This window comes from Streptomyces sp. NPDC126510, assembly GCF_040302345.1.
In the GTDB taxonomy this organism is placed as follows: Bacteria; Actinomycetota; Actinomycetes; order Streptomycetales; family Streptomycetaceae; genus Streptomyces.
The window spans coordinates 43,501-65,008 of record NZ_JBEORR010000008.1; the positions used below are offsets into that span (position 1 = coordinate 43,501).

At 71.1% G+C, this 21,508-nt stretch carries 23 protein-coding genes; 8 read left to right on the forward strand and 15 right to left on the reverse strand.

The features are described 5' to 3' along the window. Nucleotide 1: 1 nt before the first annotated feature. Nucleotides 2-367, reverse strand: a complete 366-nt coding sequence (locus ABTX60_RS12705) for a four-helix bundle copper-binding protein (RefSeq protein ID WP_352097072.1) — start codon at nucleotides 365-367, stop codon at nucleotides 2-4. A gap of 237 nt (nucleotides 368-604) precedes the next feature. On the opposite strand from ABTX60_RS12705, the gene ABTX60_RS12710 reads away from it, so the two are divergent. Next, the gene (locus ABTX60_RS12710) at nucleotides 605-1,849 is read left to right on the forward strand and encodes a phospholipase D-like domain-containing protein (RefSeq protein WP_352097317.1); all 1,245 of its coding nucleotides are present in this window, start codon (nucleotides 605-607) and stop codon (nucleotides 1,847-1,849) included. A 39-nt stretch (nucleotides 1,850-1,888) separates the two neighbouring features. Here the strand turns inward: ABTX60_RS12710 and ABTX60_RS12715 are convergent, their stop codons facing one another. Further along, nucleotides 1,889-3,046, reverse strand: a complete 1,158-nt coding sequence (locus ABTX60_RS12715; RefSeq protein ID WP_352097073.1) for an acyl-CoA dehydrogenase — start codon at nucleotides 3,044-3,046, stop codon at nucleotides 1,889-1,891. A 189-nt stretch (nucleotides 3,047-3,235) separates the two neighbouring features. Between ABTX60_RS12715 and ABTX60_RS12720 the strand changes: the two genes are divergently transcribed. Next, the gene (locus ABTX60_RS12720; protein WP_352097074.1) at nucleotides 3,236-4,579 is read left to right on the forward strand and encodes a UDP-glucose dehydrogenase family protein; all 1,344 of its coding nucleotides are present in this window, start codon (nucleotides 3,236-3,238) and stop codon (nucleotides 4,577-4,579) included. A gap of 166 nt (nucleotides 4,580-4,745) precedes the next feature. Here the strand turns inward: ABTX60_RS12720 and ABTX60_RS12725 are convergent, their stop codons facing one another. After that, the gene (locus ABTX60_RS12725) at nucleotides 4,746-5,252 is read right to left on the reverse strand and encodes a CGNR zinc finger domain-containing protein (RefSeq protein ID WP_352097075.1); all 507 of its coding nucleotides are present in this window, start codon (nucleotides 5,250-5,252) and stop codon (nucleotides 4,746-4,748) included. A 116-nt stretch (nucleotides 5,253-5,368) separates the two neighbouring features. Here ABTX60_RS12725 and ABTX60_RS12730 point away from each other — a divergent pair, with 116 nt between their 5' ends. Together ABTX60_RS12730 and ABTX60_RS12735 are read left to right on the forward strand one after the other, a co-directional pair. Beyond that, nucleotides 5,369-5,740 carry a VOC family protein gene (locus ABTX60_RS12730; RefSeq protein ID WP_352097076.1) on the forward strand — a complete coding sequence of 124 codons (372 nt, stop codon included), beginning with the start codon at nucleotides 5,369-5,371 and terminating at the stop codon, nucleotides 5,738-5,740. A gap of 14 nt (nucleotides 5,741-5,754) precedes the next feature. Then, nucleotides 5,755-6,144: a VOC family protein gene (locus tag ABTX60_RS12735; RefSeq protein ID WP_352097077.1), complete on the forward strand. Its 390-nt coding sequence runs from the start codon at nucleotides 5,755-5,757 to the stop codon at nucleotides 6,142-6,144. Nucleotides 6,145-6,208: 64 nt separating this feature from the next. On the opposite strand, the gene ABTX60_RS12740 is transcribed toward ABTX60_RS12735, so the two are convergent. Then, complete coding sequence (locus ABTX60_RS12740; RefSeq protein WP_352097078.1) at nucleotides 6,209-7,345, reverse strand: dipeptidase; 1,137 nt, start codon at nucleotides 7,343-7,345, stop codon at nucleotides 6,209-6,211. A gap of 111 nt (nucleotides 7,346-7,456) precedes the next feature. After that, nucleotides 7,457-7,816, reverse strand: coding sequence for a MerR family transcriptional regulator (locus ABTX60_RS12745; protein WP_352097079.1), 360 nt, complete (start codon nucleotides 7,814-7,816; stop codon nucleotides 7,457-7,459). 53 nt (nucleotides 7,817-7,869) lie between these two features. Between ABTX60_RS12745 and ABTX60_RS12750 the strand changes: the two genes are divergently transcribed. Next, a complete protein-coding gene (locus tag ABTX60_RS12750; RefSeq protein ID WP_352097080.1) occupies nucleotides 7,870-9,009 on the forward strand; it encodes an alkene reductase in 1,140 nt (379 codons plus the stop codon). Here ABTX60_RS12750 and ABTX60_RS12755 read toward each other — a convergent pair. The 3 genes from ABTX60_RS12755 to ABTX60_RS12765 are packed head-to-tail and all read right to left on the reverse strand — an operon-like array spanning nucleotide 8,949 to nucleotide 11,805. Continuing rightward, complete coding sequence (locus ABTX60_RS12755; protein WP_352097081.1) at nucleotides 8,949-10,136, reverse strand: dipeptidase; 1,188 nt, start codon at nucleotides 10,134-10,136, stop codon at nucleotides 8,949-8,951. The two genes, ABTX60_RS12750 and ABTX60_RS12755, sit on opposite strands and share 61 nt — an antisense overlap. Before the next feature lie 5 nt (nucleotides 10,137-10,141). Next, nucleotides 10,142-10,669: a 5-(carboxyamino)imidazole ribonucleotide mutase gene (purE, locus tag ABTX60_RS12760; RefSeq protein ID WP_352097082.1), complete on the reverse strand. Its 528-nt coding sequence runs from the start codon at nucleotides 10,667-10,669 to the stop codon at nucleotides 10,142-10,144. After that, nucleotides 10,666-11,805: a 5-(carboxyamino)imidazole ribonucleotide synthase gene (locus ABTX60_RS12765; RefSeq protein WP_352097083.1), complete on the reverse strand. Its 1,140-nt coding sequence runs from the start codon at nucleotides 11,803-11,805 to the stop codon at nucleotides 10,666-10,668. The genes purE and ABTX60_RS12765 overlap by 4 nt, the downstream gene beginning before the upstream one ends. A 163-nt stretch (nucleotides 11,806-11,968) precedes the next feature. Here ABTX60_RS12765 and ABTX60_RS12770 point away from each other — a divergent pair, with 163 nt between their 5' ends. Then, complete coding sequence (locus ABTX60_RS12770) at nucleotides 11,969-12,463, forward strand: GtrA family protein (protein WP_352097084.1); 495 nt, start codon at nucleotides 11,969-11,971, stop codon at nucleotides 12,461-12,463. A 66-nt stretch (nucleotides 12,464-12,529) separates the two neighbouring features. On the opposite strand, the gene ABTX60_RS12775 is transcribed toward ABTX60_RS12770, so the two are convergent. Beyond that, on the reverse strand, nucleotides 12,530-13,807 hold the full coding sequence (locus ABTX60_RS12775) for a sensor histidine kinase (protein WP_352097085.1): 1,278 nt from the start codon (nucleotides 13,805-13,807) through the stop codon (nucleotides 12,530-12,532). A 28-nt stretch (nucleotides 13,808-13,835) separates the two neighbouring features. Continuing rightward, nucleotides 13,836-14,513: a response regulator transcription factor gene (locus tag ABTX60_RS12780; RefSeq protein ID WP_053675697.1), complete on the reverse strand. Its 678-nt coding sequence runs from the start codon at nucleotides 14,511-14,513 to the stop codon at nucleotides 13,836-13,838. Nucleotides 14,514-15,028: 515 nt separating this feature from the next. On the opposite strand from ABTX60_RS12780, the gene ABTX60_RS12785 reads away from it, so the two are divergent. After that, nucleotides 15,029-16,567, forward strand: coding sequence for a peptide MFS transporter (locus tag ABTX60_RS12785; protein ID WP_352097086.1), 1,539 nt, complete (start codon nucleotides 15,029-15,031; stop codon nucleotides 16,565-16,567). Nucleotides 16,568-16,625: 58 nt separating this feature from the next. Here the strand turns inward: ABTX60_RS12785 and ABTX60_RS12790 are convergent, their stop codons facing one another. The 4 genes from ABTX60_RS12790 to ABTX60_RS12805 form a co-directional block, all read right to left on the reverse strand. Further along, nucleotides 16,626-17,615 carry a hypothetical protein gene (locus ABTX60_RS12790; protein ID WP_352097087.1) on the reverse strand — a complete coding sequence of 330 codons (990 nt, stop codon included), beginning with the start codon at nucleotides 17,613-17,615 and terminating at the stop codon, nucleotides 16,626-16,628. A 200-nt stretch (nucleotides 17,616-17,815) separates the two neighbouring features. After that, nucleotides 17,816-18,517, reverse strand: a complete 702-nt coding sequence (locus tag ABTX60_RS12795; protein ID WP_352097088.1) for an LPXTG cell wall anchor domain-containing protein — start codon at nucleotides 18,515-18,517, stop codon at nucleotides 17,816-17,818. Nucleotides 18,518-18,720: 203 nt separating this feature from the next. Then, on the reverse strand, nucleotides 18,721-19,275 hold the full coding sequence (locus ABTX60_RS12800) for an ATP-binding protein (protein ID WP_352097089.1): 555 nt from the start codon (nucleotides 19,273-19,275) through the stop codon (nucleotides 18,721-18,723). 243 nt (nucleotides 19,276-19,518) lie between these two features. Continuing rightward, complete coding sequence (locus tag ABTX60_RS12805; RefSeq protein ID WP_352097090.1) at nucleotides 19,519-19,896, reverse strand: STAS domain-containing protein; 378 nt, start codon at nucleotides 19,894-19,896, stop codon at nucleotides 19,519-19,521. A 250-nt stretch (nucleotides 19,897-20,146) separates the two neighbouring features. On the opposite strand from ABTX60_RS12805, the gene ABTX60_RS12810 reads away from it, so the two are divergent. After that, on the forward strand, nucleotides 20,147-21,061 hold the full coding sequence (locus tag ABTX60_RS12810; RefSeq protein WP_502992314.1) for an RNA polymerase sigma factor SigF: 915 nt from the start codon (nucleotides 20,147-20,149) through the stop codon (nucleotides 21,059-21,061). Between the two features lie 73 nt (nucleotides 21,062-21,134). Here ABTX60_RS12810 and ABTX60_RS12815 read toward each other — a convergent pair whose 3' ends face one another. Next, nucleotides 21,135-21,461, reverse strand: a complete 327-nt coding sequence (locus ABTX60_RS12815; RefSeq protein WP_352097092.1) for a hypothetical protein — start codon at nucleotides 21,459-21,461, stop codon at nucleotides 21,135-21,137. Nucleotides 21,462-21,508 lie beyond the last annotated feature (47 nt).

The window sequence follows — 21,508 nt, forward strand, 5'->3', positions numbered from 1 at the left end:
CTCACATCGAGGCGCCCGACATCGAGCGGCACGACTCGGCGCAGCGGCGACAGGCCTCGGCGCAGCGCATCATCTGCGCGTCCTCCGGCATGGACATACACGCCTCGGCGCACATGTCACAGGCCCGGGCGCACATCGCGCACATCTCGGCCATCAGCGGCGAACGGCGCATCATCATGTCGGCGCACATGCGGGTCATCTCGGCGCAGTCCATGACCGCGCGCATGATCTGCATCTGGGCCGCGCCGCCCATCTGCAGGCAGGAGCTCATGGTCTCCTCGCACACGCTGTGGCAGGTCATGCAGGTCTGGACGCAGTCCTGCATCTCCTTGCTCAGCGGGGTGGTGGTGGCGGGTTGCTGGGTCATGACGTCCTCCCAGGGGTGGCGGGAGCCGCGGATCGACGCCCGCTCCTCTCGTCCTACGCCTCCGGCCCCATGAGCACCACAGGGCGGACCCTCCCACGTGTGTGAGGCACGACTCAGCGGGCTCTGCGTGAAAGCGCCGACAGCGGCAAAAAGGGGGTTGCAGGCGCGCCGGGGCCCGGCGCGGCAGGGCGGGGCGGCGAAACCGTGCAGGGGGGAGACCCACACATGACACAGCAGATGTACGACGAACCGCACACCTCGGGTCCGAGCGGCCCGAACAGGCGGAGAGATCGGAGAGGTCCGAGAGGCACAGATCCGGGAGGCCCCGAGGAACAGAAGCAGCGGCTGCGCAGACGGCTGGAGCGGTTGATCGGCATCGCCGCGACCGAGGGCAACGAGCTCGTGCCGCTGCGCAACGGGGACGAGATCTTCCCCGCGATGCTGGCCGCCATCCGGGCCGCCGAGCACACCGTCGACATGATGACGTTCGTGTACTGGCGCGGCGAGGTCGCCCACGAGTTCGCCGCCGCTCTGGCCGAGCGGGCCCGGGCGGGTGTCCGGGTGCGGCTGCTGCTGGACGGCTTCGGGGCCAAGGAGATAGAGCGGGACCTGCTGGACGCCATGGACGAGGCGGGCGTCGAGGTGGCCTGGTTCCGCAGACCCACGCGCCTGTCACCGATGCGGCAGAACCACCGCTGCCACCGCAAGGTGCTGGTCACCGACGAGCACACCGCCTTCACCGGGGGCGTGGGCATCGCGGAGGAGTGGTGCGGCGACGCGCGGAACCCGGACGAGTGGCGCGACACCCACGTCCAGGTCCGTGGGCCCGCCGTGGACGGCATCGCCGCGGCCTTCGCCCAGAACTGGGCCGAGTGCCACGACGACCTCTACGACGAGCACGACCGCTTCACCCCCCAGGAGCAACCGGGACAGGCCACGGTCCAGGTCGTGCGGGGCTCGGCCTCGTTCGGCTGGCAGGACATGCAGACGGTCCTGCGGGTCCTGATCACCTCGGCGCAGGAGCGCCTGCGGCTGGCCACGGCCTACTTCGCTCCCGACACCTACTTCATCGACCTCCTGGCCGCCGCGGCCCGCCGCGGGGTCCGGGTCGAGATCCTGCTCCCCGGACCGCACACCGACCAGCGGGCGTGCCTGCTGGCCGGGCGGCAGCACTACCAGACGCTCGTCGACGCCGGTGTGGACGTGCGGGAGTACCAGCCGACGATGCTCCACACGAAGATCATGACGGTGGACGGGGTCTGCTCCCTCATCGGCTCCACGAACTTCAACCGTCGCTCCATGGAGCACGACGAGGAGGTCGTCCTGGCCGTCCTCGACGAGGACTTCACCGCGCGGCTCGACGCCGACTTCGACGCCGACAAGGAGCGGAGCGAGCCGATCGACCCGACCCGCTGGAAGCGGCGGCCCTTCACCGAGCGCCTGGCCGAGGCGGCGGTGACCCCGATCCGCCGCTTCCTGTGAGTACGCCGGGGGCCGGAGCCCCCGGCCCCCGGACCCGGGCTACGGCAGGTTGCGCGCCATGACGATGCGCTGGACCTGGTTCGTGCCCTCATAGATCTGGGTGATCTTGGCGTCGCGCATCATGCGCTCCACCGGGTAGTCGCGCGTGTAGCCGTAGCCGCCGAGGAGCTGGACGGCGTCCGTCGTGACCTCCATCGCCACGTCCGAGGCGAAGCACTTGGCGGCGGCGCCCAGGTAGGTGAGGTCGGCGTCGACGCGCTGGGAGGCGGCGGCGGCCTGGTAGGTCAGGGCACGGGCGGCCGAGATCTTCATGGCCATGTCGGCGAGCATGAACTGGATGCCCTGGAAGTCGGCGATCGGCTTGCCGAACTGCTTGCGCTCCTGGACGTAGCCCTTGGCGTAGTCGAGGGCGCCCTGGGCGATGCCGAGGGCCTGGGCGGCGATGGTGATGCGGGTGTGGTCGAGGGTCTTCATCGCCGTGGCGAAGCCGGTGCCCTCCTCGCCGATCATGCGGTCGGCGGGGATGCGGACGTTGTCGAGGTAGACCTCGCGGGTCGGGGAGCCCTTGATGCCGAGCTTCTTCTCGGGGGCGCCGAAGGAGACGCCCTCGTCCGACTTCTCGACGACGAAGGCCGAGATGCCCTTGGAGCGCTTGGCGGGGTCGGTGACGGCCATCACCGTGTAGTACTCGGACTCGCCGGCGTTGGTGATCCAGCGCTTCACGCCGTTGAGGATCCAGTGGTCGCCGTCGCGGACGGCCTTGGTCTTCATGCCGGCGGCGTCGGAGCCGGCGTCCGGCTCGGAGAGGCAGTAGGAGAACATGCCCTCGCCCTTGGCGAGCGGGGTCATGTACCTCTTCTTCAGGTCCTCGGAGCCGGAGAGGATCACCGGCAGGGAGCCCAGCTTGTTCACGGCCGGGATGAGGGAGGAGGAGGCGCACACCCGTGCGACCTCCTCGATCACTATGACGGTGGCCAGCGCGTCCGCGCCGGAGCCGCCGTACTCCTCGGGTACGTGCACGGCGTGCAGGTCGTTCGCGACCAGGGCCTGGAGGGCCTCGCGGGGGAAGCGGGCCTCCTCGTCCACCGCGGCGGCGTGCGGCGCGATCTTCGCCTCGGCCAGCGAGCGGACGGCGTCACGGAGCATGTCGTGCTCCTCGGACGGGCGGTACAGGTCGAAGTCAGCCGATCCGGCCAAGGTCTCTCACGCTCCAAAACGCTGCGATGGTGACGCTAACTACCGTTAAGTAATCAAAAGTTTATGGGGTCGCCCACCCGAGTGATACGTGAGCTAGGCGACAGCCGAGAAGTTGCCCGGTGAAGCGCGCCGCCATGCCCCGGCTATGCTCGGGCGCGCACCGCATGCCGTAGACCCCTGGAGCACCCCATGGCCCTGAAGATCACCGTGATCGGCACCGGTTATCTCGGCGCGACACACGCGGCGGCCATGGCCGAACTGGGCTTCGAGGTGCTCGCCCTCGACGTCGTGCGCGAGAAGATCGAGAAGCTGGAGCGTGCCGAGGCCCCGATGTACGAGCCGGGCCTCGAGGAGTTGCTGCGCAGGCACGTGGCCGGCATCGAGGGCTCCAGCGGACGGCTGCGCTTCACCCAGGACTGGGCCGAGATCGGCGCGTTCGGCGATGTGCACTTCGTCTGCGTGAACACCCCGCAGCGGCACGGCGAGTACGCCTGCGACATGAGCTACGTCGATTCCGCGATCGCCTCGCTCGCCCCGCATCTGCACGGTCCGGCGCTGGTCGTCGGCAAGTCGACCGTGCCGGTCGGCTCCGCGGACCGCCTCGCGGCCTACCTGGCCGCGCACGCGCCCGCCGGTCAGGACGCCGAGCTGGCGTGGAACCCGGAGTTCCTGCGCGAGGGTTTCGCCGTGGACGACACGCTGCACCCCGACCGTCTCGTGGTGGGCGTGCGCAGCGAGCGGGCCGAAAAGCTGCTGCGGCAGGTGTACGCGACGCCGATCGCCGAGGGCTCGCCGTTCGTGGTGACCGACTTCCCGACGTCTGAGCTGGTGAAGACCTCCGCGAACTCCTTCCTCGCCACGAAGATCTCGTTCATCAACGCGATGGCGGAGGTGTGCGAGGCCGCCGGCGGTGACGTCGCGAAGCTGGCGGAGGCCATCGGCTACGACGACCGGATCGGAAGGAAGTTCCTGCGGGCCGGGATCGGCTTCGGCGGCGGGTGCCTGCCGAAGGACATCCGGGCGTTCATGGCGCGCGCCGGTGAGCTGGGCGCGGACCAGGCGCTGACGTTCCTGCGGGAGATCGACTCGATCAACATGCGCCAGCGCGGGCAGATGGTGGAGCTGGCCCGGCAGGCGCTGGGCGGCGGGCCGTTCCTGGGCAAGCGGGTGGCGGTGCTGGGCGCGACCTTCAAGCCCGACTCGGACGACGTGCGGGACTCCCCCGCGCTCAACGTGGCCGGGCAGATCCACCTCCAGGGCGGCCAGGTCACGGTCTACGACCCGAAGGGCATGGACAACGCCCGCAGCGTGTTCCCGACCCTCGGCTACGCCGACTCGGCGCTGGACGCCGTGCGCGGCGCCGACATCGTGCTGCATCTGACGGAGTGGCGGGAGTTCCGGGAGCTGGACGCCGAGGCCCTCGGCGAGGTCGCGGCGGCGCGGGTCATCCTGGACGGCCGCAACGCCCTGGACCCGGAGCTGTGGCGCAAGGCCGGCTGGACGTACCGGGCGATGGGGCGTCCCAAGGCCTGAGCGCCGGAGGCGTGACACAGGCGACGCCGGTTCGGCCGAGGCTCAGTCGGCCGAACCGGCGTCTTCGTGCATTCTGCACCACCCGGACGTGCGGCGGGGCGGCTGGAGGGCTTCCGGGCGGAGCCTGCCGGGCGTCGCGACGCCGCGGAGGTCCGCCGGCGGCCCTCTACACCCCCTTGGCCCGGTAGCGGCGCATCTTCGCGCGGGCCCCGCAGACCTGCATGGAGCACCAGCGGCCACGTCCGGCCGGACTGCGGTCGTAGTAGGCCCAGTGGCAGTCGGCGGCCTCGCAGGCCTTGATGCGGGTCCAGGTGCCGGCGACCAGGGCCTCGGCGACGGCGGCGGCCACGCGTGCGTGCAGGGAGCTGTCGTCGGCGGGGGCCAGGGCGGCCGAGCCGTCCGCCGCGTCGACGGTGACGAGGAGCGGAGCTTCGGCCAGGAGCACGCCGAGCGGAGTGACCTCGCGGTGCGGCGGGTGGCCGGCGTGGGCGAGCAGGGTCGCGCGCAGGGACTCGCGCAGGGTACGGGCCCGGTCGGTCTCGTCCGCGGTGACGCCGAGGCGCTCCCGGCCCTCGGGCGTGTCCAGCGCGTCGGCGCCGGACTCGATGTCCAGCGTGTTCACCAGGGCCTCGACCAGGGCCAGGCCGCCGGGCGCGGGCGATCTCTCCGTCATGGCTGGACCGTACCTCTCGCGAATTCCCTTGCGAGGTTACCCCCTATGGGGGAGCATGCAGTAACGGTTACTGGTTACCCGTTTCTGCGGGTAACGCCGACTTCGAGGAGGAAGTCATGGCTCTCGCCAAGCTGGGTGTCGTCGTCCTGGACTGTCCCGACCCGCACGCGCTGGCCGGTTTCTACGCCGAGGTGCTCGGGGGCACGCCGACGGTGGAGACCGACGGGGACGACGTGTGGATCGACCTGAAGGTGCCGGGCGCTACACCGCTCGCCTTCCAGTCGGCTCCCGGACACGTACCGCCGCAGTGGCCGTCACCCGACGGCTCGCAGCAGTTCCACCTCGACCTGGTGGTGGACGACTTGGACGCGGCCGAGAAGGGCGTACTGGCCCTCGGCGCGAAGGCGCTGGACACCGAGGACCGGAAGCGGTCCTTCCGGGTTTACGCCGATCCGGCCGGGCACCCGTTCTGCCTCTGCGCCTGCTGACATCTGGAGGCCCCATGCCCGCCGTGGCACGTTTCCGTTCCGTGGTCGTCGACTGCCCCGACCCCCGAGCGCTGGCCCGCTTCTACGCGCAGGTCGGTGGCGGTACGCCGGAGGACGACGATCCCGACTGGGTGGTGCTGCGGGTCCCCGGCGGGCCCCGGCTCGCCTTCCAGCGCTCCCCGGGCTACACCGCGCCGGAGTGGCCGCGGGACGACCGCAACGCCCAGCAGTTTCATCTGGACTTCGACGGCGGGTCGACCTGGGACGAGATCGACGCGGCCGAGGAGCGGGTGCTGGCGCTGGGCGCGCGGGTGCTGGACAAGGAGGACGACGAGAAGAAGGACTTCCGCGTCTACGCGGACCCGGTGGGACACCCGTTCTGCCTGTGCCGGATCGAGCACTAGCCAGGTGGAACGACCGGGCCGGTCAGCACAACCGGCCCGACCAGCACGCCCGGCCTACGGCCCGCTACCCGTCCAGCTCCGAGATCGTCGCCGTCGACGGCTCCCGGCGCTGCTGGACGGCGCGTGCCGTGAAGTCGGCCCCGCGCAGGATGCGCTGGACGTTGCCCCAGGTCAGCAGGGTCACATCGGCCTCCTCCCAGCCACGCCGCAGCAGCTCGGCGACCAGCCGCGGATAGCAGGAGGTGTCGCCGAGCTCCTGCGGATGGGCCGCCCCGGAGTCATAGGTGCCGGACAGGCCGACGCAGTGTGCTCCGGCCACGTTCCGGATGTGGTCGAGGTGGTCGGCGACATCGCGGACGGTGGGGCCCGCCTGCTCGGCGGTCAGCGGCACCAGGCACAGCCCCTTGGCCGCGCCCAGCTCCGCCAGCAGGTCGTCGGGGAGGTTGGCGGGGTGGGGGCGCAGGCTCCGGGCCGCCGAACGGCTGCACAGCACAGGGGCCCGGGAGAGGCTCAGGGCCCGGCGCAGGGTCTGCGCGGAGGCGCCCGAGAGGTCCGCGATCACGCCGAGACGGTTCATCTCGCGCACGACCTCCTCACCGAACCGGGTCAGCCCCGCGTCACTCGCCCAGGACACCCCGGTCAGGGTGAGGACGCGCAGACCGAGCAGGTGCAGCTGGCGCAGGATGCCGAGCGAGTCGCCCAGGGCCGGTGCACCGGCGGGGCCGAGGAGCACGGCGACGCGGCCGCAGTTACGGGCGTCGGCGACCTGCCCTGCCGTGCAGGCCGGCCGCAGACCCTCCTCGCAGGTGCGCACGATGGTCTTCGCCAGGTCCAGTTGTTCCAGGGTGGCGCCGACGGCCCGGTCGCCGTCGAGGCCCTCGGGCAGGTGCAACGACCAGAACAGGGCGCCCACATGGCCGCTGCGCAGCCGGGGCACGTCCGTGTCGACGGTGCTCTCGCCTTCCTGAAGGTCGTACCAGGACAGGCGCTTGAGCGCCCAGGGCAGCGCGTTGTAGCCGTCGGCGACGGGGTGGGCGGCGAGGATGGCGCGGGCCCGGGTCATGGGTGCGTCGTCCGGGTCGGAGACGGGCTCGTAGGGTTCCGCCGGGACCAGGCCCTCGTCGGGGTACGGCTCGGCCAGCTCGTCGAACTCGTCGGCTCCCGGGGCGGCGGTGCGCAGGTCGTCCTGGAGATCTGCCATGGCGGCTCCGTACGTCGTTCGTGAGGTACGGTCACCGTCCCACGGGCCGGGACGTGGTTCCTGGTGGGCGGGGCGTTCGGAGTACGGCGCCGGCGTCGCGCGCCGGTGCCCTCAGGACAGCCGGGCGGCCTCGATCACCTCGTCCAGGGTGTCCCGCGAGCGGACCAGATCGGCGATCATCCGGTCGATGCGGGCGCGCTCGGCGATGAGGTCGCCGACCAGCTTCGGGGTGGCGACGACGGAGGGGCCGCCGTCGGTGTCCCGCATGCAGGGCAGCAACCGGACGATCTTCTCGCTGCCCAGACCCGCCGCGAACAGCTCCTGGATCCGGATGACGCGGTCCACGGCCGCCTCCGGGTACTCCCGGTGCCCGCCGGGGGTGCGCTCGGCCAACAGCATGCCCTGCTTCTCGTAGTAGCGCAGCGACCGCTCGCTCACGCCGGTGCGCCGGGCCAGTTCACCGATCCGCACGTGCCGCCCCCGGACTTGAATCTGACATCAGTGTCAGGTTTTAGCGTACCCGCATGACGTACTCGACCGCACTCTTCGAACCGGCCCGTCTGCCCGGTCTGGACCTGCCCAGCCGTCTGGTGATGGCTCCGCTGACCAGGAACCGGGCCGGGGCCGACGGCACTCCGACCCCGCTCATGGCCACGTACTACGCCCAGCGCGCCTCGGCCGGGCTGATCATCGCCGAGGCCTCGACACCGAACGCGACCGGGCAGACGTACCCGAACATCACCGCCGTCCACAGCCCGGCGCACGTGGCCGGCTGGCGGCAGGTCACCGATGCGGTGCGGGACGCGGGCGGGCGGATGTTCCTGCAGCTCCAGCACGGCGGCCGGGTCGGCCACCCCGCGACCAGCGGACTCACGCCGGTCGCGCCCTCACCCGTCCCGCTGCCCGAGACGATCCACACACCACAGGGGCGCCTGCCGTCCGTCGTCCCCCGGGAGATGACCGCCGAGGACATCCACACCACCGTCGCCGACTTCGCGAAGGCCGCACGCAACGCCCTGGACGCCGGGTTCGAGGGAGTGGAGGTGCACTCCGCCAACGGCCATCTGCTGCACCAGTTCCTCGCCCGCAACACCAACCTCCGCACCGACGGCTACGGCGGCTCCGTCGCCGCCCGGATCCGGTTCACCGCCGAGGTGACCGAGGGCGTGGCCGCCGAGATCGGGGCCGGGCGCACGGGGCTGCGGGTCTCCCCCGGCAACACGGTCAACGGCATCGCGGAGGGTGAGACGCAGGAGCTCTACCCGGCGCTCGCCGAGCGGCTCGGCGGGCTGGGGCTCGCCTATCTGCACCTGGTGCACGCCGACCCGGACACCGCGGTGTTCCGGAACGTACGCGCCGCCTGGCCGGGCGTGCTGATCGGCAATCCGGTGCTGAAGGAGGTCTCCACTCAGGAGGTGCACCGAGCCTCCGGGGCGCTGCTGGGCGCCGGGGCCGATCTGATCGCGCTGGGCCGGCCCTTCCTGGCCAACCCCGACCTGGTGACGCGGCTGCGGACGGGCGCACCGCTGAACGCGATGCGCGAGGGCTCCTTCATGTACGTGGGCGGGGCGGCCGGCTACACCGACTACCCCGCCCTCGACGCTCAGCCGGCGGGCGCGTCCAGCGACTCGATCGTGGCGTTGGACGGCGGCCGCGTCGCCTGAAGACCCCGGGCGACGTCCTCCGCCGCGTCCAGGACCCGGACCGCGTTCTTCCAGGTCAGCTTGGCCAGATCGGCCTTGGACCAGCCGCGGTCCAGCAGTTCCGCGAGGAGGTTCGGGTAGCCGGAGACATCGGCGAGGCCGTCGGGGGTGAAGGCCGTGCCGTCGTAGTCACCGCCGATGCCGAGGTGGTCGATGCCGGCCGCCTCGCGCATGTGGTCCAGGTGGTCGGCGACCGTCGACACCGTCGCGACCGGGCGCGGGTGCCGCTCCTCGAAGGCGCGGTGGACCTTCATGGCCTCCTCGGTGGTGTCGAGGTGGTGGAAGCCGTGTGCGCGCATGTTCTCGTCGGCCTCGGCCGTCCAGTCCACGGCCGCCTGGAGCACGAACTTCGGCACGAACGTCACCATCGCCATGCCGCCGTTGGCGGGCAGCCGCTCCAGGACGTCGTCGGGGATGTTGCGCGGGTGGTCGCACACCGCCCGTGCGGAGGAGTGGGAGAAGATCACCGGGGCCGAGCTCGCGTCGAGCGCGTCCCGCATCGTCGTCGCCGCCACGTGGGACAGGTCGACGAGCATCCCGAGCCGGTTCATCTCCCGGACGACCTCGCGGCCGAAGGCGGTCAGGCCACCGGCCTTCGGCTCGTCGGTCGCGGAGTCCGCCCAGTCGACGTTGTCGTTGTGGGTGAGGGTCATGTACCGCACGCCGAGCCCGTACAGACCGCGCAGGGTGCCCAGGGAGTTGGCGATGGAGTGCCCGCCCTCCGCGCCCATGAGGGAGGCGATCCGGCCCTCCCCGCGCGCCGCCTCCATGTCGGCCGCGGTGAGCGCGGGACGCAGGTCCTCGGGGTGACGCGTCAGCAACTGCCGTACGCAGTCGATCTGTTCGAGGGTGGCCGCGACCGGGTCGGGCGAGTCCGTGCGGACGTACACCGACCAGTACTGCGCGCCGACCCCGCCCGCGCGCAGCCGGGGGATGTCGGTGTGCAGATGGGCGCTCTGGTCGGCGGCGATGTCCCGGGCGTCGAGGTCGTAGCGGACCTGTGCGCGCAGCGCCCAGGGCAGGTCGTTGTGGCCGTCGACGACCGGGAACTCCCGCAGGAGTTCCCGGGCCGCCTCCTGGGAGGTCATCGCCGTCACTTCGCCGCGCCGAAGCCGAAACCGCCCGCGCCTTCGACCTTGGAGCGCAGGCGCTTGCCCTTCTCGGTGGCCTGGTCGTTCAGCTCCTGCTGGAAGTCGCGCATCCGGCCGCGCAGTTCCTCGTCGTGCGCGGCGAGGATGCGGGCCGCGAGCAGACCGGCGTTGCGGGCACCGGCGACCGAGACCGTGGCGACCGGGACGCCCGCCGGCATCTGCACGATGGACAGGAGGCTGTCCATGCCGTCGAGGTACTTCAGCGGCACGGGCACGCCGATGACCGGCAGCGGGGTCACCGAGGCGAGCATGCCGGGCAGGTGGGCGGCGCCGCCCGCCCCGGCGATGATCACCTTGAGCCCGCGGGCGTCGGCCTGCTCGCCGTAGGCGACCATCTCGCGCGGCATGCGGTGCGCGGAGACGACGTCGACCTCGTAGGCGATCTCGAACTCGTCGAGGGCCTTGGCGGCGGCCTCCATGACGGGCCAGTCGGAGTCCGACCCCATGACGATGCCAACAACAGGGCTCATTCGGTGATGGTGCCTCTCAGATAGCCGGCTGCGTGACGGGCGCGCTCCAGCACGTCGTCCAGGTCGTCGCCGTAGGTGTTGACGTGACCGACCTTGCGGCCGGGCTTCACGTCCTTGCCGTACATGTGGATCTTGAGCTGGGGGTCGCGGGCCATGCAGTGCAGGTACGCGGAGTACATGTCCGGGTAGTCGCCGCCGAGGACGTTGACCATGACCGTCCACGCCGCGCGCGGGCGCGGGTCGCCGAGGGGCAGGTCCAGGACCGCACGGACGTGGTTGGCGAACTGGCTGGTGACGGCACCGTCCATCGACCAGTGGCCGGAGTTGTGGGGCCGCATCGCGAGCTCGTTGACGAGGATCCGCCCGTCGCGGGTCTGGAACAGCTCGACCGCGAGGTGCCCGACGACGCCGAGCTCCTTGGCGATGTTCAGCGCCATCTCGGAGGCCTCCAGGGCGAGGGCCTCGTCGAGGTCGGGGGCCGGGGCGATGACCGTGTCGCAGACGCCGCCCACCTGGCGGGACTCCACGACCGGGTAGGCCACGGCCTGGCCGTGCGGGGAGCGGACCACGTTGGCGGCGAGCTCGCGCAGGAAGTCGACCTTCTCCTCCGCGAGCACGGGGACACCGGCCTTGAAGGGGTCTGCGGCCCCCTCGACGGAGTCGACGACCCACACACCCTTGCCGTCGTAGCCGCCGCGGACGGTCTTGAGGACGACCGGGAATCCCTCGCCCTCGGCCGCGAAGGCCGCCACGTCCCGCGGATCGGAGACGATCCTGTGTCTGGGGCAGGGGACGCCGATCGCGTCGAGCTTCGCGCGCATCACCCCCTTGTCCTGGGCGTGCACGAGCGCGTCGGGGCCGGGGCGGACGGGGATGCCGTCCGCCTCCAGGGCCCTGAGGTGCTCGGTGGGTACGTGTTCGTGATCGAACGTGATCACGTCGCACCCCCGGGCGAACTCGCGCAGCGTGTCGAGGTCGCGATAGTCGCCGACGACGACATCGCTCACGACCTGCGCAGCGGAGTCCTGCGGGGTGTCACTGAGGAGCTTGAACCTGATGCCCAGCGGGATGCCCGCCTCGTGTGTCATACGAGCGAGCTGGCCACCGCCGACCATGCCGACTACCGGGAACGTCACGCCCCCAGGGTATCGGCCGCGCCAGAGTGGCCGGTTTCCTGTCCCCCACCGGCCCCGCCCGGACCATCTCCGGCCGCCCACCGGCATCGGCAGGAAGATCGCGCGGGAGGGTGGTTAGCATGGCTGGGTTGACGCCGACGAACGGACGGGGGCCTGTACGACCATGGGACATGGTGCCTCCCGGCTCCGACGGGTCGTTCACGAAGTCGCCAAGTTCGGCGCGGTGGGCGGCGCCGGGGTGCTGGTCAACCTCCTCGTCTTCAACCTCGTACGCCACACCACCGACCTCCAGGTGGTCCGCGCGAGCGTCATCGCGACCGTCGTGGCGATCGTCTTCAACTACGTGGGCTTCCGCTACTTCACGTACCGCGACCGCGACAAGAGCCGCCGCACGCGTGAGATGACCCTGTTCCTGCTGTTCAGCGCGATCGGCCTGGTCATCGAGAACGGCGTCCTGTACCTGGCCACGTACGGCTTCGGCTGGAACACCCCGCTCCAGAACAACATCTTCAAGTTCCTGGGCATCGGCATCGCGACCCTGTTCCGCTTCTGGTCCTACCGCTCCTGGGTCTTCCGGGCGCTGCCCGCCGGGGCGCCGGCCCCGGGCACGCGAACCGGGCCCGCAGGCCAAGAGAAGACGAAACAGCAGGTTCCGTAGCCCTCCCGGGGCCCGGCGGCGCGGCCCTGGGTCGTGTCCGCGAAGTCCCGCCTGCCCCACGACGCCCTAGCGGACCATCGGCTCCTCGTCGTCGCCCGCGGGCTTCTGCAGCGGGGTGCGGGACAGGAACAGGCCGAAGACCGGGGGTTTGGTCTGGAGCATCTCCAGGCGGCCGCCGTCGGCCTCCGCGAGGTCGCGGGCGACCGCCAGGCCGATGCCCGTGGAGTTGCGGCCGCTGATCGCCCGTTCGAAGATGCGGGCGCCGAGGTCGGCGGGGATGCCCGGGCCCTCGTCCGTGACCTCGATGACCGCCTGGTTGCCGGTCACGCGGGTGCGCAGGGCCACCGTGCCGCCGCCGTGCATGAGGGAGTTCTCGATCAGCGCGGCGAGGACCTGCGCGACCGCCCCGGGCGTGCCCACCGCGCGCAGATGCCGTTTGCCGGAGCTGACGATCGCCCGCCCCGCGCTGCGGTACGCCGGCCGCCACTCCGCGAGCTGCTGCTGGATGACCTCGTCGAGGTCGAAGGAGACGGCGGAGCCGGTGCGCGGATCGCGGGAGTTCGTCAGCAGCCGCTCCACGACGTCCGTGAGCCGCTCGACCTGCGTCAGCGCGATCGTGGCCTCCTCCTTCACCGTGTCCGGGTCGTCGGTGAGGGTGATCTCCTCCAGCCGCATCGACAGCGCCGTGAGCGGCGTGCGCAGCTGGTGGGAGGCGTCCGCGGCCAGCCGGCGTTCGGCGGTCAGCATGCGGGCGATGCGCTCGGCGGAGCCGTCCAGCACGTCCGCCACCCGGTCCAGCTCGGGCACCCCGTACCGCTTGTGCCGGGGCCGCGGATCGCCCGAGCCGAGCCGCTCGGCCGTCTCCGCGAGGTCGGTCAGCGGCGACGCCAGCCGGTTCGCCTGGCGGACGGCCAGCAGCACCGCGGCCACCACCGCCAGCAGCGCGACCAGCGCGATGATCAGCAACGTCCGCCCGACCTCACGGGTCACCGAGGAGCGGGGCTCCTCGACGGTGACCGTCTCGCCCTCCTCACCGGGCGCGGTCGCGGTGATGACGTCACCCTCCGGCTTGTCGCCGACCTCGATGGGCGACTCGCCGGGGATGCGGATCAGCGCGTAGTAGCGGTCCTGCGTGACCTGCTTGCGCAGCACCTCCGCGTCGACCTGCTGCGCCCCGAAGAGCCGGCTGTCGACGATGCTGGCCAGCCGGACCGCCTCGGAGTCCACCCGCTCCTGGGCGCTGTTGCTGATCGTCCTGGTCTCGACGATGACGAGGGAGACGCCGAAGACGGCGATCACGACGAGCACCACGGCGAGCGTGGACTGGATCAGTCGGCGACGCATGTCCTGTTACCCGAGCCCGCCTCGCGGCTCAGCTCTTCTCGAAACGGAAACCCACACCGCGCACGGTGGCGATGTAGCGGGGGTTGGCCGCGTCGTCGCCGAGCTTCTTGCGCAGCCAGGAGATGTGCATGTCAAGGGTCTTGGTCGACGACCACCACGTCGTGTCCCAGACCTCCCGCATCAGCTGGTCGCGGGTGACGACCCGGCCCGCGTCGCGCACCAGCACCCGCAGCAGGTCGAACTCCTTGGCGGTGAGCTGGAGCTCCTCCTCGCCCATCCAGGCGCGGTGCGACTCGACGTCGATGCGCACGCCGTGCGTGGCGGGCGGCTGCTGCGGCTCGGAGACACCGCGCCGCAGCAGGGCCCGCACCCGGGCGAGCAGCTCGGCGAGCCGGAACGGCTTGGTGACGTAGTCGTCGGCGCCCGCGTCGAGTCCGACGACGGTGTCCACCTCGTCGGCGCGAGCGGTCAGGATGAGGATCGGGATGGCGTGGCCTTCGCCCCGCAGGCGGCGGGCCACCTCCAGGCCGTCCATGCCGGGCAGGCCGAGGTCGAGCACGACCAGATCGACGCCACCCTGCAGTCCGGCGTCGAGAGCGGTGGGTCCGTCCTCACGGACCTCGACCTCGTAGCCCTCCCGGCGCAGAGCACGGGCCAGCGGCTCCGAGATGGACGCATCGTCCTCGGCGAGCAGTACACGGGTCATGAGGTGATGGTAGACCTGCGACGCCCTGAGCTGGGGTGTGACCGGAACCCTTGATTCTTACCGTCCGCATGCACGGTTCTTACGTGTCTGAGGTAAGCGTAAGAACCTCCGCCTATGGGGTGGGATCCTGGTAAGGACCTTGGAAACGGGCGTGCGGTTCCCCCGACACCTGTGATCCGTGTCTCAAGTCCTTCCATATGGGGCAGTGTCCTGCCGTATGGTGAATCAACGCCTGTAGCACCATGGCGACCTTCGGAGGCCGTTTGCCCTGAGGGTCTCTTTTGTGTGCGGGCCGGTTTTCACCGGCCCCCCACGTGAAACGACCTGCGGCCGGGCCTCGTAGTGCGGCGACGCGCGTAGAGGCATGGATCCCGGTGGCGACCGCCCACCGCTTCGTGACCCGGAGCGGACCGCCCGAAGGCGTCGGGCGAACGGCGGACCCACCGGTGCCGGCACACCCCCACCGGGCGCACCACCGCTGCTGCGGAGCGCGTCCCGAGCAGCAAGGAACGACCATGGCGTCCAGCCTGACGAAGGACTCGGCGCGACCGGGCACCCCCGGTTCCGAGAAGACCTTCTTCGGCCACCCCCGCGGACTGGCCACTCTGTTCATGACCGAGATGTGGGAGCGGTTCAGCTTCTACGGCATGCGGGCCCTGCTCGTCGTGTACCTGCTCTCCGGCGGTCCGGACGCCAAGAAGGGCAGCATGGGCGGCGGTCTCGGCATGGACCTCGCCACGACGACGGCCATCTACTCGGTGTACCTGTCGATGGTGTACCTGCTCGCCATGCCCGGCGGCTGGCTCGGCGACCGCGTCTGGGGACCGCGCAAGACGGTGGCGATCGCGGCCGTCACGATCATGGCGGGCCACCTGGTGCTGGCCCTGCCCGGCGGCCAGGCACCCTTCTTCGCCGGTCTGGGGCTGGTGGCCCTGGGCTCCGGCCTGCTGAAGGCCAACATCTCCACGATGGTCGGCCACCTCTACGACGGGCCGGACGACCCGCGCCGTGACGGCGGCTTCACGATCTTCTACATGGGCATCAACATGGGTGCCTTCTTCGCGCCGCTGATCATCGGCACCGTCGGCCAGCAGGTCAGCTGGCACCTCGGCTTCGGCCTGGCCGCGCTCGGCATGGGCATCGGCCTCATCGCCTTCCTCCTCGGCACCCGCAACCTCAGCCCGCAGAGCAACGTGGTGCCCAAGCCGCTGGCGGCCGAGGAGCGAGCGTCCTGGCTGCGCAAGGGCCTGCTGTGGCTGATCGTCGCGACCGTCTTCTACGGCGTCGTCGGTTTCACCGGCCACTTCACCCTGAACTGGGCGATGATCCCGCTGACGGTCATCGGCCTGGTCATCCCGGCCGGCGTGCTGATCCGGATCAAGCGGGACAAGGAGCTCAGCACGGTCGAGCAGTCGAAGATGACCGGCTACATCTGGTTCTTCATCGCGGCCGCCGCGTTCTGGATGATCTACGACCAGGGCGGATCCACGGTCCAGGCGTTCGGTGAGACGAAGGCTTCCGGCTCGCTGCTCGGCTTCGACTTCCCGTCCTCCTGGTACCAGTCGCTGAACCCGGTGTTCATCATGGCGCTGGCCCCGGTCTTCGCCTGGATCTGGCTGTGGCTGAACCGCAAGGGCAAGGAGCCCAGCACCGTCGCCAAGTTCGCCGCGGCACTGTTCTTCATCGGTGTGTCGTTCTTCTTCTTCCTGCTGCCGCTGGGCATGGCCGGCGGCGAAACGCTGGTCAGCCCGATGTGGCTGGTGGGCATCTACCTGATCCAGACCGTCGGTGAGCTGTGCCTCTCGCCGGTCGGCCTGTCGGTGACGACGAAGATGGCCCCGGCCAAGTACGCCAGCCAGATGATGGGTGTCTGGTTCCTCGCGGTCACGGCGGGCGACTCGGTGACGGGTCTGCTCTCCAACCCTGCCGTCGGCGGAGTGGACCTGAGCGGCACCGGTGCGGTCGCGGTGGAGGCGGTGCTCGCCGTGCTCGCCGGCCTCGCCGTGTACATGTACCGCAGGAAGATCAAGTCGCTGATGGGCGACGTCCACTGATCACCGCTGCCTGACTACGGGAGAAGGGCCGTCACACCCGGGGTGTGGCGGCCCTTCCTCATGTCCGGGTCGATCTCGGGGGGTCGCCGTCGGGGGCGACCCAGGGCTTGGCAGCGGCCCGGCCGGGGGCCGGCAGCGGCAGGCGGCGGGCCGGGCGGGCCGCGTGGCCCGGGCGACGGGGCCGTGCGTGATCGATCACGGCCAGTCCGCCGCGCACCAGCACCGCCGGTACGACCAGCAGGACGAGGACCCAGAACAGGGTCACGCCCCAGGGGCGGTCCACGCCCCAGGGGTGTTCGGCGAGCACCTTGCCGCCGTACTTCAGCGACACGGTGTAGTCGCCGTGCGCCCCGGCGCCCAGTTCCACGGGCAGCTCGATGCGGGCCTCGCCGCCGGGCCGGATCGTGCCGCGCCACCGCTGGTCCTGCCACTGAGGGGCGTACACGCCGTGCGAGGTACCGACCTGGAAGATCGGGTTCCGCACGGGCGACGTGCCGACGTTGCCGACCGTGACCACGAGGGTCCGGGCGGGCGGGGAGCCGAACCAGGTGAGCAGGCCGCTGGAGCCGCGCAGCCGGGTGTCCGCGAGCAGGGACAGCCGTCCGCCGGCCGCTTCCGCGGGCAGCGGCTCGACCGCGTGCCCGGCGACCTGGAGGGCCGCGTCGGCCTCGGCGGCAGCTCCCGTCACGGTGGCCACGTGCACCACACAAGGACATGGCACGGGCGGCTCCACGACGGGCAGTTCGCGGCGGAAGCGCCCGTCGGCGCCGGTGGTGACGGCCCGGCCGTCGGCGTTGGCACAGGAGTTGGTACCCCCGGTCACGCCCCGCCGCGGCTCGGCCTGCCCGCACACGAGCAGTGTCAGCAGGGCACGCGGTCGCCAGCCGCTGCCGCTGACCGTGACCGAACCGCCCGTGCCCGCCTGGGCCTTGGACAGCCCGACGAGAGGCCGGTCCGCCGCCCCGACGGGCCCGGCGCCCGCCAGGGCCAGCAGCAGCGCCAGCAGCACCGGCAGTGACACGTACGGAAGACGGACGGCGGACGGCATCGGCGGCTCCAGCGGTCGTACGGTGCCGGCGCGGGGCCGGACCGGGCGGCGTACGGTCCTGCGCTCAGTGGTGCACCGCGGGGCCGGACCGGGCGGCGTACGGTCCTGCGCTCAGTGGTGTGGTGCACCGGCCGGGAGCGGCGCACCGTCAGCGGTCCGCCCGCGCCCCCTGGAGCGGTGCGCCTGCCCGGGGGTTCCTGTCAACGGCCCACCTGAGCTCCCCGATGGCGCCGTGTCAGCCACAGGGCACCTGCCGCGCCGGCGAGCAGGACCGTGCCGCCGAGGGTGCCGAGGGCGACTGCCGAGTCCTCGGGCCCGGTCTGCGGGAGTCCCGCGCCGGTGTCGGGGCCGGAGCCGCCGCCCTGGGCGGAGCCGGTCGTGCCGCCGCCCGCCGCGGCCTCGACGTCCAGGGTGAGGGACGGGCCCGGGTCGTTCGTCGGGGTGCACGTCGTCGTCGTGCCGAGCGCCTTGATGGTGAGCACACCGGCGGTGAAGGTGACTTCGCCGCCCTTCTTCGGCGTGTACGTGCCGCTCAGGTCGCTGATCTTGATGGGCGTGTTGGCCGGGATCGCGGCCTCGTTGGCGGGGCCGGTCACCGACAGGGTGCCGCTGTCCGCGCCGCCCAGCGCGATGGTGGCGCTCGGCGTCATCGCGCCCTTGCCCAGTTCGACCGGGCTGGAGGAGACGCCCTTCTGCCAGGACATGGTGATCCGGTAGCCGTCGCCGCTCTTGACGCCCTTGATGTCGATGGGAGAGACGGCACTCTTGTCGCCGATCGGCGTCTTGCACTGGTAGTCGACGTCGACGACCTCGGCCCGGGCGACGGGGGCGGCCATCCACACCGCCGAGCCGGCCAGGGCCGCGGCGGACGCGAGCGCGGCGGTTCGTTTCCGGTACGACACGGTGCCGCTCCCCTTCCTGTTCCTGACGGGGTATCAGATCGGGCCGTCAAGGTACGCCCGGGGCCTCGAGGAAGGAAGACACAGCACACGCCGGATCTGTGAGGGATCCGGCGCGCGGCGAGACGCATGAGGGGACGTGCGACACAGGCCCCGGGGACAGGGCCTGTCACCCGTTCGGCCGGACCGGACACAAACCCCCAGGATCAGGCAGGTGCGCCCAGTTCCGCCCACACCGTCTTGCCGGAGACTCCCGGCGTACGGACCACACCCCAGTCCAGGCACAGGCGCTGGACGATGAACATGCCATGACCACCCGGGCGCCCCGCGCGGTGCGGGGTACGGGGTGCGGGCTGGCCGGTGCCCCGGTCGGCGACCTCGACGCGGATCACCTTGTTGTCGCAGGAGATCCGCAACTGGTCCGGCCCCTCGGCGTGCAGGCAGGCGTTGGTCACCAGCTCGGAGACGACCAGCAGCACATCCTCGGCGGCGGCCCGCTGGTCGGCGGAGGCGGCGGGCAGCCAGCCCCACGCGTACAGCGCCTGACGGGTGAAGTCGCGGGCCAGCGGAACGACGCCGCTCTCGTCCTCGAAGCTCAGCCGACGCACCTGCGGACCTCCCGGCGGCGCCGCGGCCCCGGACGGCGCTCCCGCACCCTCGGCGGACGCACCGGCCGCCGCCACGCCACCCTCGGACGCCCCGGAAGCGCCGCCGGGCTCCGGCCCGCGGTCGCCCGGCGGGTAAGGCCGGGTGGTGCTCATCAGCGCTTCACCTCACCGATTCACCAGTTCACGATTAAAAAAATTCACTACACAGTCAGTCACGCGGTGCGCGGCACGTCGGTTTCGCGGCGCGCCCGACACCCGGGTGCCCGACAGGTTCAGGATGTCTCCTGCCCTGGGGGACCGGCTGAACACCCATGCATTCCGCACGAAAGACGTGACAGCGCTGGGACACCGGTCACAGGGGGATCCCCGAGGCACCGCGCGCCGACGCACCGCCGGTCAGCCCGACTCGTCGGCCAGGGCCGCCTCGAGCGAGTCATGGACACTGAAGACCGCGTCCGCACCCGTGATCTCGAACACGCGCGACACCACCGGCTGCATGCCGGCGAGTGAGACGCCGCCACCGGCGGCCTCCGCCTTCAGCCGCGCCCCGAGGAGCACGTTGAGCCCCGTGGAGTCGCAGAACTCCAGGCGTGCGCAATCGATGACCAGGCGCTTGAATCCCTTGGCGAGGCAGTCCTCGAGTGGCTCACGCAACAAATCGGCGGTGTGGTGATCCAACTCACCCGCCGGGGTCACGACGGCACTAGGGCCCTCTTCCCGCACCTCCACCAGAAGCCGGCCAGACTGTGCGCTGCCGACCGTCCCGCGGTCCATGCCGTCTCTCTCTCCTGACGTCGAGGCTGTTGCTGACGCCCTCGAACACTACGCCTTCCCAGCACGGTCCGACACCCGAACAACTACACACAAACGGACATATGCCCACAGAACGCACTTGCGGTGGGCTCGGGAAAGCGGGTAGGCCTAGTAAGGACACGTACCCGACACGGCCGGCTTTGGAGGCGCCGCACACCGCAGTGCACCTAACGGCTCCGGCAGCCATATGCCGAGAACGATGGAGGACATCATGTCACCCCGGCTCGACGGATCGCGTACCCACAAAGCGACGTCGACACCCCCTCCGGACCATCTGGATCCCATCGAGCAGGCCGAGACGCTCGTCACACAGGACGGCCTTCTCGCCGGACTTCCGGACATCCCCCCGTACGAGGAAGTCGACGCGGTCGACGCCCGGGCGCTGTCCAAGACCCTCTTCGAGCGTCTGGAGACGCTGGAGGAAGGGACCCACGAGTACTCGTACGTCCGCAACACGCTCGTCGAACTGAACCTCGCGCTGGTCAAGTTCGCCGCCTCCCGGTTCCGCTCCCGCAGCGAGCCGATGGAGGACATCATCCAGGTCGGCACCATCGGCCTGATCAAGGCGATCGACCGCTTCGAGTTGTCCCGCGGTGTGGAGTTCCCCACGTTCGCGATGCCGACCATCGTCGGCGAGATCAAGCGCTTCTTCCGCGACACCTCGTGGTCCGTGCGCGTTCCGCGGCGGCTGCAGGAGCTGCGGCTCGACCTGGCCAAGGCCGGTGACGAGCTGGCCCAGAAGCTGGACCGCGCCCCGACGGTGAAGGAGCTGGCCGAGCGCCTCGGCATCTCCAACGACGAGGTCGTCGAGGGCATGGCCGCGTCGAACGCCTACACCGCCTCCTCGCTGGACGCCCAGCCGGAGGAGGACGACTCCGAGGGCGCGCTCGCGGACCGCATCGGCTACGAGGACCACGGACTCGAAGGCATCGAGTACGTCGAGTCGTTGAAGCCGCTGATTGCCGAACTCCCGCCGCGCGACCGGAAGATCCTGTCCCTGCGGTTCGTCGCGGGCATGACCCAGTCCGAGATCGGCGAAGAGCTCAACATCTCGCAGATGCACGTCTCGCGACTGCTGTCGCGGACGCTGGTGAAGCTGCGCAAGGGGCTGACCGTCGAGGAGTGATCCTCACCGGGTGACGCTGTCTTCCGGGGGCGGACCGTGCGGTCCGCCTCCGGCGCATGTCCTGTCGCCCCTCTCACATCACGGAGACGACGATGAGGGCGAGGGTCGGCACCAGCGTGGCGAGGACGCCGAGCGCCCAGTAACGGCCGGGCGGCAGGGCCGTACGGCGCCGCAGCGAACGGTTGGCCGACCACCAGAGCAGCCCGAACACGGCGACGACCGGCCCGGCGACGAGGAACCACGGCAGCACGCCGTCGTTCTCCGTGGGCTCCCGCGCCGTCAGGCCGAGTTCGGCCAGCGGCCAGTTCGCCGCCAGGTACCACAGCAGCCAGACCGGCACCACGGCCGGAATCCCCAGCAGCAGGTTCACCAGCAACGGTGCCGACCAGTGCCTCGCCATCCGTCCCCGCCCCTCGTCCGAGCCCGTCGTCCTCCGACGCGGCATCA

Bases quoted from the DNA above. Each gene is read 5' to 3' on its own strand.
- ABTX60_RS12705 (WP_352097072.1), bottom strand. From the start codon at position 367: ATGACCCAGCAACCCGCCACCACCACCCCGCTGAGCAAGGAGATGCAG.
- ABTX60_RS12710 (WP_352097317.1), top strand. From the start codon at position 605: ATGTACGACGAACCGCACACCTCGGGTCCGAGCGGCCCGAACAGGCGG.
- ABTX60_RS12720 (WP_352097074.1), top strand. From the start codon at position 3,236: ATGGCCCTGAAGATCACCGTGATCGGCACCGGTTATCTCGGCGCGACA.
- ABTX60_RS12725 (WP_352097075.1), bottom strand. From the start codon at position 5,252: ATGACGGAGAGATCGCCCGCGCCCGGCGGCCTGGCCCTGGTCGAGGCC.
- ABTX60_RS12730 (WP_352097076.1), top strand. From the start codon at position 5,369: ATGGCTCTCGCCAAGCTGGGTGTCGTCGTCCTGGACTGTCCCGACCCG.
- ABTX60_RS12735 (WP_352097077.1), top strand. From the start codon at position 5,755: ATGCCCGCCGTGGCACGTTTCCGTTCCGTGGTCGTCGACTGCCCCGAC.
- ABTX60_RS12740 (WP_352097078.1), bottom strand. From the start codon at position 7,345: ATGGCAGATCTCCAGGACGACCTGCGCACCGCCGCCCCGGGAGCCGAC.
- ABTX60_RS12750 (WP_352097080.1), top strand. From the start codon at position 7,870: ATGACGTACTCGACCGCACTCTTCGAACCGGCCCGTCTGCCCGGTCTG.
- ABTX60_RS12755 (WP_352097081.1), bottom strand. From the start codon at position 10,136: ATGACCTCCCAGGAGGCGGCCCGGGAACTCCTGCGGGAGTTCCCGGTC.
- purE (WP_352097082.1), bottom strand. From the start codon at position 10,669: ATGAGCCCTGTTGTTGGCATCGTCATGGGGTCGGACTCCGACTGGCCC.
- ABTX60_RS12770 (WP_352097084.1), top strand. From the start codon at position 11,969: ATGGGACATGGTGCCTCCCGGCTCCGACGGGTCGTTCACGAAGTCGCC.
- ABTX60_RS12775 (WP_352097085.1), bottom strand. From the start codon at position 13,807: ATGCGTCGCCGACTGATCCAGTCCACGCTCGCCGTGGTGCTCGTCGTG.
- ABTX60_RS12780 (WP_053675697.1), bottom strand. From the start codon at position 14,513: ATGACCCGTGTACTGCTCGCCGAGGACGATGCGTCCATCTCGGAGCCG.
- ABTX60_RS12785 (WP_352097086.1), top strand. From the start codon at position 15,029: ATGGCGTCCAGCCTGACGAAGGACTCGGCGCGACCGGGCACCCCCGGT.
- ABTX60_RS12790 (WP_352097087.1), bottom strand. From the start codon at position 17,615: ATGCCGTCCGCCGTCCGTCTTCCGTACGTGTCACTGCCGGTGCTGCTG.
- ABTX60_RS12800 (WP_352097089.1), bottom strand. From the start codon at position 19,275: ATGAGCACCACCCGGCCTTACCCGCCGGGCGACCGCGGGCCGGAGCCC.
- ABTX60_RS12805 (WP_352097090.1), bottom strand. From the start codon at position 19,896: ATGGACCGCGGGACGGTCGGCAGCGCACAGTCTGGCCGGCTTCTGGTG.
- ABTX60_RS12810 (WP_502992314.1), top strand. From the start codon at position 20,147: ATGTCACCCCGGCTCGACGGATCGCGTACCCACAAAGCGACGTCGACA.
- ABTX60_RS12815 (WP_352097092.1), bottom strand. From the start codon at position 21,461: ATGGCGAGGCACTGGTCGGCACCGTTGCTGGTGAACCTGCTGCTGGGG.